The 14,962-nt window shown below is 69.2% G+C and carries 13 protein-coding genes; 6 read left to right on the plus strand and 7 right to left on the minus strand.

All coding sequences use genetic code 11. The annotated features are described in order from the left end of the window. Nucleotides 1–59 precede the first annotated feature (59 nt). Complete coding sequence (locus PG2T_RS09810) at nt 60–3,266, plus strand: FecR domain-containing protein (protein WP_236953240.1); 3,207 nt, start codon at nt 60–62, stop codon at nt 3,264–3,266. Then, nucleotides 3,266–3,613 (plus strand): hypothetical protein, encoded by a 348-nt coding sequence (locus PG2T_RS09815; protein WP_145931063.1) that lies wholly within the window; start codon nt 3,266–3,268, stop codon nt 3,611–3,613. Before PG2T_RS09810 ends, PG2T_RS09815 begins: the two co-directional genes overlap by 1 nt. Nucleotides 3,614–3,715: 102 nt before the next feature. Here PG2T_RS09815 and dapB read toward each other — a convergent pair whose 3' ends face one another. The 5 genes from dapB to hrcA form a co-directional block, all read right to left on the minus strand. After that, nucleotides 3,716–4,537, minus strand: coding sequence for a 4-hydroxy-tetrahydrodipicolinate reductase (dapB, locus tag PG2T_RS09820; protein ID WP_068804663.1), 822 nt, complete (start codon nt 4,535–4,537; stop codon nt 3,716–3,718). A 77-nt stretch (nt 4,538–4,614) separates the two neighbouring features. Beyond that, nucleotides 4,615–5,709, minus strand: coding sequence for a molecular chaperone DnaJ (dnaJ, locus tag PG2T_RS09825; RefSeq protein ID WP_068804665.1), 1,095 nt, complete (start codon nt 5,707–5,709; stop codon nt 4,615–4,617). A 91-nt stretch (nt 5,710–5,800) separates the two neighbouring features. Continuing rightward, on the minus strand, nt 5,801–7,714 hold the full coding sequence (gene dnaK / locus PG2T_RS09830) for a molecular chaperone DnaK (protein WP_068804668.1): 1,914 nt from the start codon (nt 7,712–7,714) through the stop codon (nt 5,801–5,803). Between the two features lie 72 nt (nt 7,715–7,786). Next, the gene (gene grpE, locus PG2T_RS09835; protein ID WP_068804671.1) at nt 7,787–8,329 is read right to left on the minus strand and encodes a nucleotide exchange factor GrpE; all 543 of its coding nucleotides are present in this window, start codon (nt 8,327–8,329) and stop codon (nt 7,787–7,789) included. A 77-nt stretch (nt 8,330–8,406) separates the two neighbouring features. After that, nucleotides 8,407–9,489, minus strand: coding sequence for a heat-inducible transcriptional repressor HrcA (gene hrcA, locus PG2T_RS09840; protein ID WP_068804674.1), 1,083 nt, complete (start codon nt 9,487–9,489; stop codon nt 8,407–8,409). A gap of 163 nt (nt 9,490–9,652) precedes the next feature. Here hrcA and PG2T_RS09845 point away from each other — a divergent pair, with 163 nt between their 5' ends. The 3 genes from PG2T_RS09845 to PG2T_RS09855 are packed head-to-tail and all read left to right on the plus strand — an operon-like array spanning nt 9,653 to nt 12,705. Beyond that, nucleotides 9,653–10,522: an NAD(+)/NADH kinase gene (locus tag PG2T_RS09845; protein WP_068804676.1), complete on the plus strand. Its 870-nt coding sequence runs from the start codon at nt 9,653–9,655 to the stop codon at nt 10,520–10,522. 2 nt (nt 10,523–10,524) lie between these two features. Beyond that, nucleotides 10,525–12,198 (plus strand): DNA repair protein RecN, encoded by a 1,674-nt coding sequence (gene recN, locus PG2T_RS09850; protein ID WP_068804678.1) that lies wholly within the window; start codon nt 10,525–10,527, stop codon nt 12,196–12,198. Nucleotides 12,199–12,201: 3 nt separating this feature from the next. Next, the gene (locus PG2T_RS09855; RefSeq protein WP_068804680.1) at nt 12,202–12,705 is read left to right on the plus strand and encodes an N-acetyltransferase; all 504 of its coding nucleotides are present in this window, start codon (nt 12,202–12,204) and stop codon (nt 12,703–12,705) included. A 9-nt stretch (nt 12,706–12,714) separates the two neighbouring features. Here PG2T_RS09855 and fur read toward each other — a convergent pair whose 3' ends face one another. After that, a complete protein-coding gene (gene fur / locus PG2T_RS09860; protein WP_068804689.1) occupies nt 12,715–13,158 on the minus strand; it encodes a ferric iron uptake transcriptional regulator in 444 nt (147 codons plus the stop codon). A 170-nt stretch (nt 13,159–13,328) separates the two neighbouring features. On the opposite strand from fur, the gene PG2T_RS09865 reads away from it, so the two are divergent. Next, complete coding sequence (locus PG2T_RS09865) at nt 13,329–13,997, plus strand: outer membrane protein assembly factor BamE (protein WP_068804692.1); 669 nt, start codon at nt 13,329–13,331, stop codon at nt 13,995–13,997. A gap of 1 nt (nt 13,998) precedes the next feature. Here PG2T_RS09865 and PG2T_RS09870 read toward each other — a convergent pair whose 3' ends face one another. After that, nucleotides 13,999–14,778: a DNA-3-methyladenine glycosylase I gene (locus PG2T_RS09870; protein ID WP_068804694.1), complete on the minus strand. Its 780-nt coding sequence runs from the start codon at nt 14,776–14,778 to the stop codon at nt 13,999–14,001. Nucleotides 14,779–14,962 lie beyond the last annotated feature (184 nt).

Raw genomic sequence — 14,962 nt, forward strand, 5'->3', positions numbered from 1 at the left:
ACGCGCGGCGGACAGACCGCCAGCGCTCACCCACAAGAATAAATTTCAGGGAGATGGCGGTGTTGACTGGGGATTTCTGGCGCCCGGCCGCAGCTGCCGGTGTGCTGCTGTACCTGCTTGGTATGGCGATGGCGCAGGCCTGCGAGCATCATCTGGCCCGACTGGCCAGCGCCGATGGCCAGGTCGAGGCGCAGCGGGCGGCGGACGCCGATTGGCACCCGGCAGCCGTCGGCGAGGCCTTCTGTGAGGATGTGTCGGTCCGCGTCGGCGAGGGCGGCAGCGCAGCGCTCGAACTGGCGAACGACACCCTCCTGCGCCTGGGCGGCCCGAGCGCCGCGTCCATTCGCCGGCATCCCAACGCAGCCACGCCGACGGTGCGAATCGAGCGCGGCCGCGGGCACTTTCTGAGCCGCACCCGCCAGCGTTTCGATGCCTCGACGCCGTACCTGAATGCCGCCATCGACGGCACGGAGTTCCTGCTCGTGGCGGCGCACGCAGCCGACGAGCTGGTGCTGTTCGAGGGCCGGGTGACGGTTGATGGCCGGCAGCTGGTGCCCGGCCAGAGCCTGCGCGTGAGCCCCGGCGGCAGCGAACTGCGCCTGGCGGTGCGCAGCCGCGAGGGCCTGGAGTGGGCGCTCCATTACCCGCCACTGGCCACGACGGCTGCCCTGCGCGAGGCGCAGGCGCGACTGGCGGCTGGCGATGCCGGGGCCGCGGCGCAGCTTGCCGAGACGGCGGCGGGCAGCGGCGGGCCGGCCGAACGGGCGCAGGCGCGAGCCTTGCAGACGGTGATCGCGATTGCCCAGGGCGATACGGCCGCAGCCGACCGGTTCAGTGCCGAGGCGGTCACGCTGGCCGGCGATCAGCCCAATGCCTGGCTGGCACGCTCGTATGCCCGGCAGGCACTGTTCGACCTGCCGGCAGCCCTGCGCGCGGCGGCGCGCGCCGCCGCGCTTGCGAAGGGCGATCAGCTGCCTACCCTGCGCTTGGCCGAACTGGAGCTGGCGAGCGGTAATCACCGGGCAGCGCGCCGCCTGGCACAGCCGGCCGTGCGCGGACCGTGGGCAGCGCTGGCGCTGCGCACGCTCGGCTTTGCCGATCTGGTGGCCGATGACGCAGCGTCCGCGCAGGCGAGCTTCGAGCAGGCGGCAGCGCTCGATCCGCTGGATCCGCTGTCGCGCTTGGGCCTGGGCCTGGCGCTGATCCGGCAGGCTGAACTCGCCGCCGGGCGCCGGCAGATGGAGATCGCGGTCAGTCTCGATCCGGGCCAGTCGCTGCTGCGCAGCTATCTGGCCAAGGCTTACCTGTCAGAGCATCGCAGCCATCCGGCACAGGCGGAACTGGGCCGCGCCAAGGCGCTCGACCCAGCCGACCCGACGCCGTGGTTCTACGAGGCGCTCGGCCTGCTGGCCGACAACCGGCCGGTCGAGGCGCTGGCCTCGCTCGAAGAATCCGTAAAGCGCAACGACAACCGCGCCGTCTACCGCTCGAAGCTGCAACTGGACGAGGATCTTGCGGCCCGCCAGGCGGGCGCCGGTCGTGTCTACGAGGCACTCGGTTTCAGCCAGCTGGCGCAGCGGCGCGGCGCGGAATCGTTGGCCGCCGATCCTGCCGATTTTTCCGCCCACCGCCTGCTGGCGGACAGCTACCTGGGTGTGCCGAATCACGAAACCGGCCGCCTGTCGGAACTGCTGCAAGCTCAGCTGTGGCAGCCGCACAGCGTGCTGCCGCTGCAACCGCAGGGGCGCGCCGAGGATCTGGCTATCCGCCAGGGAGCGGTGTCGCTGCAAAGCGGCCTGAACGAGTACACGCCGCTGTTCGTGCGCGACGGCGTGAGCGCGTTCGGCAGTGCGGTCGGCGGCGGCGATGGCCTGTTCAGTGACGATCTGATGGCCACCGTGCTGGCCGGGCCGCTGTCGATTTCGGCGGCGCAGTTCCGTTACGAAACCGACGGCTTTCGGGACAACGCCGACCAGGAAATCGACCTCTACGACCTGTTCGCCCACTGGCGCGTGACGCCGGACACCGGCGTGCAGGTCGAGGCGCGGCGCAGCCGCGAGGAGCGTGGCGACGTTGGCCTGTATCCCTTCGACGATGTGCATTCGTCAACGCTGCGCCAGTTCGAGGATCGCGACACCTATCGTCTTGGCCTGCGGCACGACTGGCAGCCCGGCAACAGCACGCTGGTGTCGGTGCAGCGGCAGACCGTGCGCGCAGGGCAGGATTTCGAGCTTGATCTGGGCTTTCTCACCCTGCCGGTCAAGGTGCGCGGCGATTCACGGCCGCTGCTGGCCGAAGCCCAGCAGGTGCTGCGCGGTGCTGCGGGACGTCTGCTGCTGGGCGCCGGCCATTACCGCGAGAACGGCGATGTGGATATCGGCGGCTTTGCCCTCGACCGGCGCACACGCCAGCACAACGGCTATGCCTACGGTTACCTAAAGGGGCCGCAGGGCATGCTGTGGACGCTCGGTCTGGCGGTGGACGCCGTCGACGCCGACGTCATCGACAAGACGCGTATCAGCCCCAAGCTTGGGCTGGTCTGGACACTCGACGCGCGCACCACCTTGCGCGCCGCGGCCCTGCGGGCGGTCAAGCGCGAGCTGGTCGGCAAGGGCACCATCGAGCCGGTGCAGGTGGCTGGGTTCGTGCAGTTCTTCGATGACCCGACCGGCACCCGCGCCGACCGCTACGGGCTGGGCCTGGACCGCCAGTTGACCGACGGACTCGACGTCGGTGTTGAGGCGACCTGGCGTGACTTGAGGACGCCGTATCTGGATTTTCTGGCCGGTCGCCAACTCGGCGACGACCGTCAACAACTGCACCGCGCCTATGCCTACTGGACGCCGGCGCCGCGCTGGGCACTGCGCGCCGAGTACCGCTATCAGCTGGACGAATACTCCGATGAGGCGCCACGGGGTGTCGAGTCCGGCAACTGGGCCATTTTCGACGTGCGGACCCATAGCCTGCCCCTGGGTCTGCGCTACAGCCACCCGTCCGGCTGGCTGGCCGATGTCACGGCCACCGCCTATCGGCAAAGCGGCGATTATCTGGTTACCTCCGGCGGTGAGCAGCGTCATGCCAGCGACAGTTTCTGCCTCAGCGATGCCCGGCTTGCGTATCGCCTGCCGCGGCGGCTGGGGCTGGTCAGCGTGGGGGTCCTGAACATGTTCGACACCGCCGTGCAGTTCCAGGACGCTGATCCGCAGCACCCGGAACTGTATCCGCAGCGCCTGCTGTACGGCAGTGTCAGCCTGATGCTCGACTGATGACCACCCGCAGAGGACAGATGATGAAAATGAAGGGCAAGCTCTCTGTGACGGCGGCCGCGCTGTTGGTCGGCGTCGGGCTTTCCGGTTGCGGCAAGGACCGATCGACCGAACCGGCGCCGCAGGCCAATCCGTTTGCCGGCTTGCCGTTCGTCCTGGTGCCGGGGCCGGACGGCAACCTTGAGCCGCGCACCCCTGATGGCAAACCGATACCGCCCAGCGACAAGCCGCCCGAAGAAGGGATCAAGGCGATTCGCAGCCTCAGTCAAGTGGCCGTGCTCAAGATCGACGGCTCTTGTTATTACTGGATTTACTTTCAGTCACGCTGGTACAAGGCGCCCTGCTGAGGGGCAGCGGGCCGAGCTGCCGAGCCGGCTTGCTCGTGGCGCGGCAGGTGCTCACCGGCGGCCCTATTTAAAGGCGATTGAGGCCGTTGGGTACGCTGCCGCTCAGCGCAGCCCGAGCACGTCCTGCATGTCGTAAAGGCCGGACGGACGATTCTTGAGCCAAGCCGCAGCGCGCAGGGCGCCGCGGGCGAAGGTCAGGCGGCTGCTGGCCTTGTGGGTGATTTCGATCCGTTCGCCGTCGCCGGCGAACAGCACCGTGTGGTCGCCGACGATGTCGCCGCCGCGCACGGTCGCAAATCCGATGGCGTCGCGCGGCCGGGCGCCGGTCTGGCCCTCGCGGCCATACACGGCGCATTGGCGAAGATCCCGCCCCAAGGCCTGCGCCACCACCTCGCCCATGCGCAGCGCGGTGCCGGACGGCGCATCCACCTTGTGCCGGTGGTGAGCCTCGATGATCTCGACGTCGAAATCGTCGCCCAGCACGCGGGCGGCGGTTGCCAGCAGCGCGAAGCACAGGTTCACGCCCACGCTCATGTTGGGTGCAAACACGATCGGCGTGCGGGCGGCTGCCGCTGTCAGTTCAGCCTTTTGCGTGGCATCCAGGCCGGTCGTGCCGATGACCAGCGCCCGGCCGCTGGCCGCACAGGCAGCCGCGTGGGCCAGCGTTGCAGCGGGGCCGGTGAAGTCGATCAGCACATCGAAGAGCGTTGCAGCGAGGGTGTCGTCCCCGGCGATGGCTACCCCGTTTGCCGGCAGTCCCGCCAGTACGCCGGCATCCAGCCCCAGCGCGCCACTGCCGGCGTGCTCGAAGGCGGCGGTGAGCATCAGCCCCGGCTGCTCGGCGCAGGCGGCGATCAGCGTGCGGCCCATGCGCCCGGCGGCGCCGGCGATGGCGATGCGCAGTGGCGTGTTGGCGTCGGTCATGCGAAAACCTCGGGTCTGCCCGGCGACTACACGCATTGCACCTGCACGCGGTCCGGGACGGGATTATTCAGGCCGGTTTACTCGAAGAAACGTTTCACCCGGTCCAGCCAGGATTGCTCGCGCGGCCGGTGAGTCTCGCCCATCGTTTCGCCCAGTTCACGCAGCAGGTTTTCCTGCCGATCGTCCAGATTGACCGGCGTCTCCACGGTGGCGCGCACCATCAGGTCGCCCACCTCGCGCCCACGTACCGAGGGCATGCCCTTGCCGCGCACGCGAAACACCCGTCCGGTCTGGGTGCCGGCCGGCACGGTCAGGTTAAGCCGCCCCTCCAGGCTGGGCACTTCCAGTTCCCCGCCCAGCGCCGCCGTGACCACGCTGATCGGTACCTCCGTGTAGAGGTCGCCGCCGTCGCGCTCGAACAGCGGGTGCGGACGCAGGTGGATGTCGACGTAAAGATCCCCCGGCGGACCACCCCGGCGGCCGCCCTCGCCCTCGCCCGACAGGCGGATGCGATCGCCGGTGTCGACGCCGGGCGGAATCTTGACTTCGAGCTTCTTGGACTTTTGCACCCGTCCGGCGCCGCGGCAGTCGGTGCACGGGTCGCTGATCACCTGGCCGGCACCGCGGCAGGTGGGACAGGTCTGTTGCAGCGAGAAAAAACCCTGCTGGATGCGTACCTGGCCCTGTCCAGCGCAGGTCTTGCAACTGACCGGCGCGGTGCCCGGCTTGGCGCCGCTGCCGTTACAGGTCTCGCAGGTGCTCAGCACCGGGATGTCGAGCGTGGAGACGGTGCCGCGGAAGGCTTCTTCCAGGCTGATTTCAAGCTCGTAGCGCAGATCGGCGCCACGACCGGTGCCGCCACGCCCGCCGCGACTGCCGCCGCCGAAGATGTCGGCAAACACGTCGCCGAAAATGTCGCCGAAGCCGCCACCGCCCGCGGCCTGCGGGTCGATGCCGGCATGGCCGAAGCGGTCGTAGGCGGCTCGCTTCTGCGGGTCGGACAGCACCTCGTAGGCGGCCTGCACCTGCTTGAAGCGCTCCTCGGCCTCGGCATCACCCTGATTGCGGTCAGGGTGGTACTTCATGGCCAGGCGGCGGTAGGCCTTCTTGATTTCGCTCTCGTCGGCCGTTTGCGGCACGCCGAGCACTTCGTAAAGATCCTGCTGCGCCATGGTGAGGGTGCTGTGTGGGGATGTTCGATACACAAAAACCCCGGCACGGTTTGACCCGGCCGGGGCTGGCTATTGCCGACCGTGGCGCGGCTCAGTGGCCGTCGCGCACCTCCTTGAACTCGGCATCGACCACGTCGTCGCCGGCGCGGCCACCCGGCGCGGCGCCGGCCGGCGGCTCGCCCTGGTCGCCGCCGCCGTACATCTTCTCGGCCAGGCCGTGCGAGGCCGCGGTCAGCGCGGCTGTCGCCGCCTCGATGGCCGCCTGGTCGTCGCCCTTGGCGGCTTCCTCGGTGGCCTTGATGGCGTCCTCGACGCGGGCCTTCTCGTCACCGTCCAGCTTGTCGCCCAGGTCGGCGACGGTCTTGCGCACCTGATGCACCAGGTTGTCGGCCTGGTTGCGGGCGTGCACCAGCGCGGCGGCCTTGTGGTCTTCCTCGGCATGCAGCTCGGCGTCGCGCACCATGCGCTGCACCTCCTCGTCGGACAGGCCGCTGGAGGCCTTGATGACGATCTTCTGCTCCTTGCCGGTGGCCTTGTCCTTGGCCGACACGTGCAGGATGCCGTTGGCGTCGATGTCGAAGGTGACCTCGATCTGCGGCATGCCGCGCGGCGCCGATGGGATGTCGGTCAGGTCGAACTTGCCCAGTGACTTGTTGCCGGCCGCCATCTCGCGCTCGCCCTGCAGCACATGCACGGTGACCGCGGTCTGGTTGTCGTCGGCGGTCGAGAAGGTCTGCGCGGCGCGGGTCGGGATGGTGGTGTTCTTCTCGATCAGCTTGGTCATCACGCCGCCCAGGGTCTCGATGCCCAGCGACAGCGGGGTGACGTCCAGCAGCAGCACGTCCTTGACCTCGCCGGACAGCACGGCGGCCTGGATGGCGGCGCCCACGGCAACCGCCTCGTCCGGGTTCACGTCCTTGCGCGGCTCCTTGCCGAAGAAGTCCTTGACCGCCTCCTGCACCTTGGGCATGCGCGTTTGGCCGCCGACCAGGATCACCTCGTCGATTTGCGCGCCGCTGAGGCCGGCGTCCTTGAGCGCGATGCGGCACGGCTCCAGGGTGCGGGTAATCAGGTCCTCGACCAGGGATTCGAGCTTGGCGCGGGTCAGTTTCAGATTCAGGTGCTTCGGCCCGCTGGCGTCGGCGGTGATGTAGGGCAGGTTGATCTCGGTCTGCTGCGCGGAGGACAGCTCGATCTTGGCCTTCTCGGCGCCTTCCTTGAGGCGCTGCAGGGCCAGCGGGTCGTTGCGCAGGTCAACGCCGCTGTCCTTCTTGAAGCTGTCGGCCAGGTAGTTCATCAGGCGTACGTCGAAGTCTTCGCCGCCCAGGAACGTATCGCCGTTGGTGGCCAGCACCTCGAACTGGTGCTCGCCGTCAACTTCGGCGATCTCGATGATGGAGATGTCGAAGGTGCCGCCGCCCAGGTCATACACGGCCACCTTCTGGTCGCCGCGCTTCTTGTCCAGGCCATAGGCCAGCGCGGCCGCGGTCGGCTCGTTGATGATGCGCTTGACGTCCAGCCCGGCGATGCGCCCGGCGTCCTTGGTGGCCTGGCGCTGGGAGTCGTTGAAATAGGCCGGCACGGTGATGACGGCCTCGGTGACCGGCTCGCCCAGGTAATCCTCGGCGGTCTTTTTCATCTTCTGCAGCACGCGGGCGGAGATTTCCGGCGGCGCCATCTTCTTGCCGTCGACTTCCACCCAGGCATCGTTGTTGTCGGCCTTGATGATCTTGTACGGCACCATGCCGATGTCCTTCTTGACCACCGCGTCGTCGAAGCGGCGGCCGATCAGGCGCTTGACCGCATACAGCGTGTTGTGCGGATTGGTGACCGCCTGGCGCTTGGCCGACTGGCCGACCAGCACCTCGCCGTCCTTGGTGAAGGCGATGATGGACGGGGTGGTGCGGTCACCCTCGGCGTTTTCGATCACGCGCGGCTTGCCGCCTTCCATGACGGCGACGCAGGAGTTGGTGGTGCCAAGGTCGATGCCGATGATTCTGGCCATGTACAGGGTCTCCGTGAACGGGGTTTGGGCGCTGTCGGTCAGGTGGTGTCGCCAGCGCCCGGTTTCAAGCGTCTATTTCGAAACGATGACCATGGCCGGACGCACCAGCCGGTCGTGCAGGCGGTAGCCGGTCTGCACCACGTGCACGACATGGTTGGACGGCAGCTCGGCGGAGTCGGCCAGGCTCAGGGCCTGGTGCAGCTCGGGATTGAACGGCTCGCCCTGCGGATGAACCTCGCTCAGGCCGGCCTTGGTCAGGACCTTGTCGAGGATGCCCAGCGTCATGCGCGTGCCTTCGACGATCCTGTCCAGCGCCACGGCGGGGTCGATACCTTGCGCCTCGGCGGCCTTGAGGCCCTCCTGCAGACTGTCCCGGACCGGCAGCAGCTCGGCGGCCAGCGTTTCCACGGCGTAGCGAGTGGCGTTCTGCAGCTCGCGCTCGTAGCGGCGGCGCAGGTTTTCCATGTCGGCATGGGCGCGCAGCATCTGGTCGCGCGCGTTGTCGGCGCGGGCCTGTGCCTGCTCCAGGGTTTCCGGGGGCGCGACGGTGGTGGCGTCGGTTTGTGGCTCGGCCGCCGGCTCGTCGGCCAGCGGCGGGTCGGTCTGGTCGTTCATGGGCAAACTCTCGAAAAAAGGTGCGGTTGGGGCCGGCGGGCCCATCCTCGTCGGCCCTGCATTCAGGACGCGTGCGCTCAGCTGGGGGCGGGCAGGCGCCGATTCAAGGCCGCGCCCAGCAGGCGGGCGGTGACATCCACCACCGACACCACCCGCTCGTAGGGCATGCGCGCCGGGCCGATGACGCCCAGCGCGCCGACCACCTGGCCATCGACCTCATAAGGCGCGGTCACCAGGCTGTAATCGCCCAGAAACTGGTAGCCCGACTCGGCACCCAGGAAAATCTGCACGCCCTGTCCGTGCAGGCATTCGTCGAGCACGTGCAGCAGCTCGCGTTTCTCGCCAAAGGCGCGAAACAGCGCCTGCAGCTTGCCAAGATCCGGTGCCGGGTCGGCGCCAACCAGCAAGTTCGACTCGCCGCGAATCAGGTAGTCGCCGGCGACATCGCCGCCGGCCGGCGGCGGCACCAGCCGCTCGGCCAGGTCGAGCATGGTTTCCATGAACGCGCCGACCGCCGCCTGCGCCCGTTGCAGCTCACCGAGGAGGGCGCTGCGCATCTGCGCCAGGGTCTGGCCGGCATGGTGCTCGGTCAGGTAATTGGCCGCCTGCGTGAGCGCCGCCTCGGTGTAGCTGCGCGGCTGGCGGACCACCCAGTTGTGCACGCTGCCGTCGTCGGTGACCAGGATCACCAGCAGCCGCCCCTCCGACAGGCTGACGAAATCCACCTGCCGCAGGCGTGCCACGTCACGCCGCGGCAACAGCACCACGCCGGCCTGCTGGCTCAGATCCGCCAGCAGCCGGCCGGCCGTCTCCACCAGCCCGCCGGGGTCGGTGCCGGCGCCCAGTTTCTGGCGCAGGACGCCTTCTTCCGTATCGTCGATGGGCGTGGCGCGCAGCAGGGTGTCGACAAACATCCGCAGGCCCTTGGGCGTCGGGATGCGCCCGGCCGAGGTGTGCGGCGCGGCGATCAGGCCCAGCCGCTCCAGGTCGGCCATGACGTTGCGCAGCGTGGCGGGGCTCAGACCCATACCCAGATCGCGTGCCAGGGTCTTGGAGCCAACCGGCCGGCCGTCGGCGACGTAATGCTCCACCAGCCCCTTGAGCAGGCTCAGGGCACGGTCGTTCAGCTCGTCGGAGGTAGTGCTTCTGGGCGCGGGCACGGCGAACTCGGGTTTGCCGACTGGATACGCGGTCTGGCCATACTATAAACAAATGACCGAACGCTCCGGCCGCCCGCCCCCGAAACTAGTGCCCGACCCGGCCGCTGGCGCGCCGGTGGTGCGTGCTAGAGTCGCGCGCGCCCCGCCTGTCGCCTGTGCCGCCATGCCGCTCGCTTTTCGCCAGCCCGCCCTGCTGTGGCACCGCGACGATGCCGTCGTGAGCGGTCTGGCCGATCGCCTGCGCGCCGTGCTGCCGGAACTCGGCTGCCAGGTCGGCGGGGCGCAGGTACGGCCCGACTCGGACGCCGCCGCGGATGCGGCGGTGCGCGAGCGTCTGGCGGCCGAAGGCACGGATCTGGGCATCGTGCTGGGCGGCGACGGCACCCTGCTGGCCGCGGCGCGCATCCTGGCGGCACTCGACATTCCGCTGCTGTGCGTGAACCTGGGCCGTCTGGGCTTTCTGGCGGACATCTCGCCGGCCGAAACCTTCGACGTGCTGCCGAGCATCCTGCGCGGCGAATTCTTTGCCGAGGAGCGCCTGCTGCTGGAGGTTCAAATCCACCGCAGCGGGCAGGTGCTGGGCAACGGCATTGCCCTGAACGAGGTCGCCCTGCACAAGTGGGACAGCCTCAAGATGATCGAATTCGAAACCCGCGCCGGCGGCCGGCTGCTGAACCGCCAGCGCGCCGACGGCCTGATCGTGGCCACGCCGACCGGTTCGACCGCGTACGCGCTGTCGGCCGGCGGGCCGATCCTGTATCCGGACCTGCTGGCGCTGGTGGTGGTGCCAATCTGCCAGCACACGATGGCCATCCGGCCGATGGTGCTGGGTGCCCAGCAGGCAATCGAAATCGAGTTGACCAACGACAGCTGGTCCCGGGCGCGGGTGGTCTGCGACGGCCAGCAAAGCCTGCCCCTGGAAATCGGCGACCGGGTGCTGATCCGCGCCCGCGAGCGCCCGCTGCGCCTGATCCATCCGGCCGGCTACGACTATTTCGAGCTGCTGCGCACCAAAATGCACTGGGGAGGCTGAGGGTGCTGGTCGGACTGCGCATCGAAAACTTCGCCATCGTCGAGGCGGCCGAGCTCGAGTTCGAGACCGGCCTCACCGCGCTGACCGGCGAGACCGGCGCCGGTAAATCACTGGTGGTGGATGCGCTGCTGCTGGCCCTGGGCGAGCGCGCGGGCGCCGAATCGATCCGGGTCGGCGCCGAGCAGGCCGAGGTGACGGCCGTGTTCGACGTCGCAGGGGTACCCGCCGCGCTGGCCTGGCTGGATGAGAACGACCTGGCCGACGGCAGCGACTGCATCCTGCGCCGCACCGTACGCGCCGACGGTCGCTCGCGCTCCTACGTCAATGGGCGCCCGGTGGCGGCCGGTCTGCTGCGTGAACTCGGCCAGCTGCTGGTGGACATCCACGGCCAGCACGCCTATCAGGCCCTGCTGCGGCCGGCCGCGCAGCGGGCGCTGCTCGATCGCTTTGCCGGTGCCGGAACCCTGCTGGACGCCGTCGCCGTCGCCCACGCCCGATGGCAAGCGGCCGGTCGCGCACTGGACGAGGCGGAAGCGAGCGCTGCCGGACGCGCGCAGCGTCTGGAACAGCTCGGATACCAGTTGGACGAACTGGACACCCTGGCGCTGGGCGCCGGCGAGTGGCCGCAGATCGATGCCGAGCTGCGCCGGGCCGGGCACGCGCAGACGCTGGTCGAAGGCGCAGCCGCCGCGCTGCAGGCGCTGGACGAGGACGGCAGCGGTGCCTACGGGCAGCTGGCCCATGCCACCGGCCAGTTGCAGCGCCTGACCGGCTTTGACGAGCGCCTGACCGAAACCGTGACGCTGCTCGACGGCGCGCTGGCGCAGCTCACCGAGGCGGTCTCTGCACTGCGGCATTACCTGGACGGGCTGGAGGTGGACCCGGCCCGTCTGCGCTGGCTGGAGGAACGGGTGGCCGCCGTGATGGCGCTGGCGCGCAAGCACCAGGTGGCCCCGGCCGAGCTGGCCGAGCTGCACGGCGCCCTGCGCGATGAACGGGCGGCGCTGGAAGATGTCGGCCTGCCCCGCGCGGCGCTGGAACAGGCGCAGCGCGCCGCGTTGGCGGACTATGAGGCCGCCGCCGCGGCCTTGACCGCTGCCCGCGGCGCGGCGGCCGTTCGCCTGGCCGACGAGGTGAGCGAGTGCATCGGTGGCCTTGGCATGCCCGGCGCGCGTTTCGAGGTTGCGCTGCTGCCGCTGGACGATGGCACCGCCAGTGCGGCCGGCGCCGAGCGGGTGGAATTTCGCATCCTGGCCAACGCCGGCGACACCTGGCGGCCACTGGTGCGGGTCGCCTCCGGCGGCGAGCTGTCGCGTATCAGCTTGGGCATTCAGGCCGCCACCCTGGCGCAGGGCGAAATCCCGACCCTGATTTTCGACGAGGTCGATGTTGGCATCGGCGGCGCGGTCGCGGAAACCGTTGGACGATTGCTGCGCGGCCTCGGTGCCGATCGGCAGGTCCTGTGCATCACCCACCTGCCGCAGGTGGCCGCGCAGGCGCACCACCACCTGCGCGTGAGCAAACAGGCGGGCGAAGCGCACACGGCCACGGCGGTCGAGCGCCTGCCGGCCGGCGCGCGGGTGGACGAGATCGCGCGCATGCTGGGCGGCCTGAACATCACCGAGCGCACGCGCGCCCACGCGGCCGAAATGCTGAACGCCGCGCAGCAGTCCTGAACCATGTCCGATCGCGAATTTTCCGTGCGCCCGGCCCGGCTGGCCGATGTGCCGGCCATTCACGCCCTGCTGCGCGCGCAGGCCGCGGCCGGCAACCTGCTGCCGCGCACGCAGGAAAACCTGGTGCGACACGTGCGTGATTTCATCGTCGCCGAACGGGATGGCACCCTGGCCGGCGTTGGGGCACTGGAAATCATGGGCCCGGACCTGGGCGAGGTGCGCAGCCTGGCGGTGGCCCCGGCCTTTCACCGCCAGGGTATCGGCGAGCAGCTGACGCGAGCCCTGATCGCGCAGGCCGGCGTGGTGGGCCTCAAGCGCCTGATGGCGCTGACCTACGTGCCGGAATTCTTCGCCCGCCTGGGCTTCGAGGTGGTCAGCAAGGACGACCTGCCGGAGAAGGTCTGGCAGGTGTGCGTTAAATGCTACAAGTTCAACCGCTGCGACGAGATCGCGGTGATGCTGCGCCTGGATGCGCCAGCCGGTGCCAAGGCTTCGGCCGGCGGGTGACGAAGCCGGTCAGCGCCCGCGCTCGGCCGCCTCGCGCTGGCAGGTGTCGCACACGCCGTGGATGTACAGGCTGTGGTCGGTGACCTTGAAGCCGCGTTCGGCGGCGATGCGCTGCTGGGCGGCCTCGATGGCGTCGTCACGAAACTCCAGCACCGCGCCGCAGCGCTCGCACACCAGATGATCGTGGTGGCAGGGACCGACGCCGGTGCCCAGTTCGAACACCGACCGCTCGCTCTCGAAGTGGTGGCGCTGCACCATGCCGGCCTGCTCGAACTGGGTCAGGACGCGGTAGATCGTTGCCAGGCCGACTTCCTCGTCGGTGCCCAGCAGGGCGCGGTATACGTCCTCGGCGGTGACATGACGCTGGTCGCTGGTCTCCAGAAACTCCAGGATGCGCAGGCGCGGCGTGGTGACCTTGAGGCCGGCCTTGCGCAGGGCATTGCTGTTGGCCATGGGCGTTCTCTGGGCTGGCTGCAGGGTGCCGTGGCAGGCAACGCACGCCGGAGCGGTGTGCGAACCGGGCGCAGACACCCTGCCGGGGCGTGGCGGCATTGTAAACTAGCCCTTGCCCTGTCTTCCCGGCCTGTCCGCCGGGTATGCCGCCCCGCCCGGAACTCATCCCGATGCAACGTCTACTGCCGGCTGTGGCCCTTGTGCTCTTGCTGACCGGTTGCGCCGGTCGCCAGCCGGATGCCGCCGATGCGCGGCCGCTGATTCCGGCGCTGGCGCCCTATCGCATGGATATTCGCCAGGGCAACGTCGTCGATGCGACCATGCTGGCGCGCCTGCAGCCGGGCATGGACCGCGAGCGCGTGCGTGCGCTGTTGGGCACGCCGCAGTTGCGCGACCCGTTCCGGCCCGAGCGTTGGGACTACACCTACACGGAACGCAAAGGCTACGAGATGCGCGCGCAGCGCACCGTGACGCTGCTGTTCGAGGGCGATCGTCTGGCGCGTGTGGAGGGCGACGTGCTGCCGGTTGCCGGCTCGCGGGAGAAGAATCTGCTGACCGCCAGCACGCGCACCACGGTTGACGTGCCGGCGCAGCCCGAGCAGTCCGGTAGCCGCCTGGCGCGCCTGATCGGCGGCAGTGGTTCGGATGACAAAAAGAAGCCCGGCCGCCGCGATCTGGCCCGTTTCGTCGAAACCGAGGAAGTCCGTCAGTACGAAACGGTCGAAGGCGGCAAGGCAGACGTGCCGGCAAGCGACAGCAAACCGGGGGCCGATGCCGGGGCGACAGGCGACGAGGACCAGGGCCTGTTCGACGGCCTGTTGGGTCGGGACGGAAGCTGAATCAGTCGGCCGCCGGGGCCTGGTTGAAGTGGTCGCAGTAATCCCATAGCGGGCATTTGGGGCAGCGCGGCGATTCCTGGCAAATGCCTTCGCGCAGGTGAAAACCGCTGGCGAAGCGAAACATCTGCGCGCTGACCGCCCAGCGACTGGCACCGCCCGCCTGATGCACCGCTTCCATCACGGCGTTGAAATCCTCGGGCCGCACCCGAGCCGGCAGCAAGCCCAGCCGCTGCAACAGGCGCTGTGCGTGGTCGGTGCGAAAGTAGTACGCGAAGCCGGCTGTGAGCAGAAACCACTCGCCGGCGCTCGGCCCGACGCTGGCGAAGCGGCGCGCAATCTCCTTGTGCAGCAGATGCAGTTGCCCGGCCGGATAACTGCCAAGCCAGGCCTTGAACGAGCCGTGTTCGGCAGCCAGCGCCTGCACCACGCCGGCGTTGTGCACCACCGACTCGATCTTGCGCCGGTTGCGGATCAGCGCGCGGTCGGTCAGCAGCGGCGTGAGGCGTGCGCCATCCCAGGCGGCCAGCTCGGCGATGTCGAAATCGGCAAAGGCGCTGCGCGTCGCCGGCCATTTCTGGCGCACCACGTCCCGCGAGAAACCGGCCGCGAACATGTGGAAGCACAGTTCCTCGAACAGCGCGCGGTCGTCGTCGTGACGCGGCAGGATGGCCCATTCGGCCGGATCGGGCAGGCCCTGGGCGCCGTTGATCTCCAGGCGCTGGCAGGCGGCGTCGATGCGGGCGTGCAGGTCGGCGAGCTGTGCGGTATCGGTCAGTTTCACGGTGCGGGCGGGGCAGATTCAGGGGCTGGCGGATGGTAACAAACCGCCCGTGGCGTGCCCGGACGATCGGGGGCGGCCTGATAAACTAGCCCGCCCCCGCTGTCGAGCCGGCGCGTGACGCCGCGTTCCTGCCGACGCCCCTTCGGAGTGAAACCCGTGTTCAGCCGCGCCCAGACCATTGCCG

The organism is Immundisolibacter cernigliae (assembly GCF_001697225.1).
Classification (GTDB): Bacteria; Pseudomonadota; Gammaproteobacteria; order Immundisolibacterales; family Immundisolibacteraceae; genus Immundisolibacter; species Immundisolibacter cernigliae.

Bases quoted from the DNA above. Each gene is read 5' to 3' on its own strand.
- PG2T_RS09845 (WP_068804676.1), top strand. From the start codon at position 9,653: ATGCCGCTCGCTTTTCGCCAGCCCGCCCTGCTGTGGCACCGCGACGAT.
- dapB (WP_068804663.1), bottom strand. From the start codon at position 4,537: ATGACCGACGCCAACACGCCACTGCGCATCGCCATCGCCGGCGCCGCC.
- PG2T_RS09865 (WP_068804692.1), top strand. From the start codon at position 13,329: ATGCAACGTCTACTGCCGGCTGTGGCCCTTGTGCTCTTGCTGACCGGT.
- PG2T_RS09855 (WP_068804680.1), top strand. From the start codon at position 12,202: ATGTCCGATCGCGAATTTTCCGTGCGCCCGGCCCGGCTGGCCGATGTG.
- grpE (WP_068804671.1), bottom strand. From the start codon at position 8,329: ATGAACGACCAGACCGACCCGCCGCTGGCCGACGAGCCGGCGGCCGAG.
- PG2T_RS09815 (WP_145931063.1), top strand. From the start codon at position 3,266: ATGACCACCCGCAGAGGACAGATGATGAAAATGAAGGGCAAGCTCTCT.
- dnaJ (WP_068804665.1), bottom strand. From the start codon at position 5,709: ATGGCGCAGCAGGATCTTTACGAAGTGCTCGGCGTGCCGCAAACGGCC.
- dnaK (WP_068804668.1), bottom strand. From the start codon at position 7,714: ATGGCCAGAATCATCGGCATCGACCTTGGCACCACCAACTCCTGCGTC.
- fur (WP_068804689.1), bottom strand. From the start codon at position 13,158: ATGGCCAACAGCAATGCCCTGCGCAAGGCCGGCCTCAAGGTCACCACG.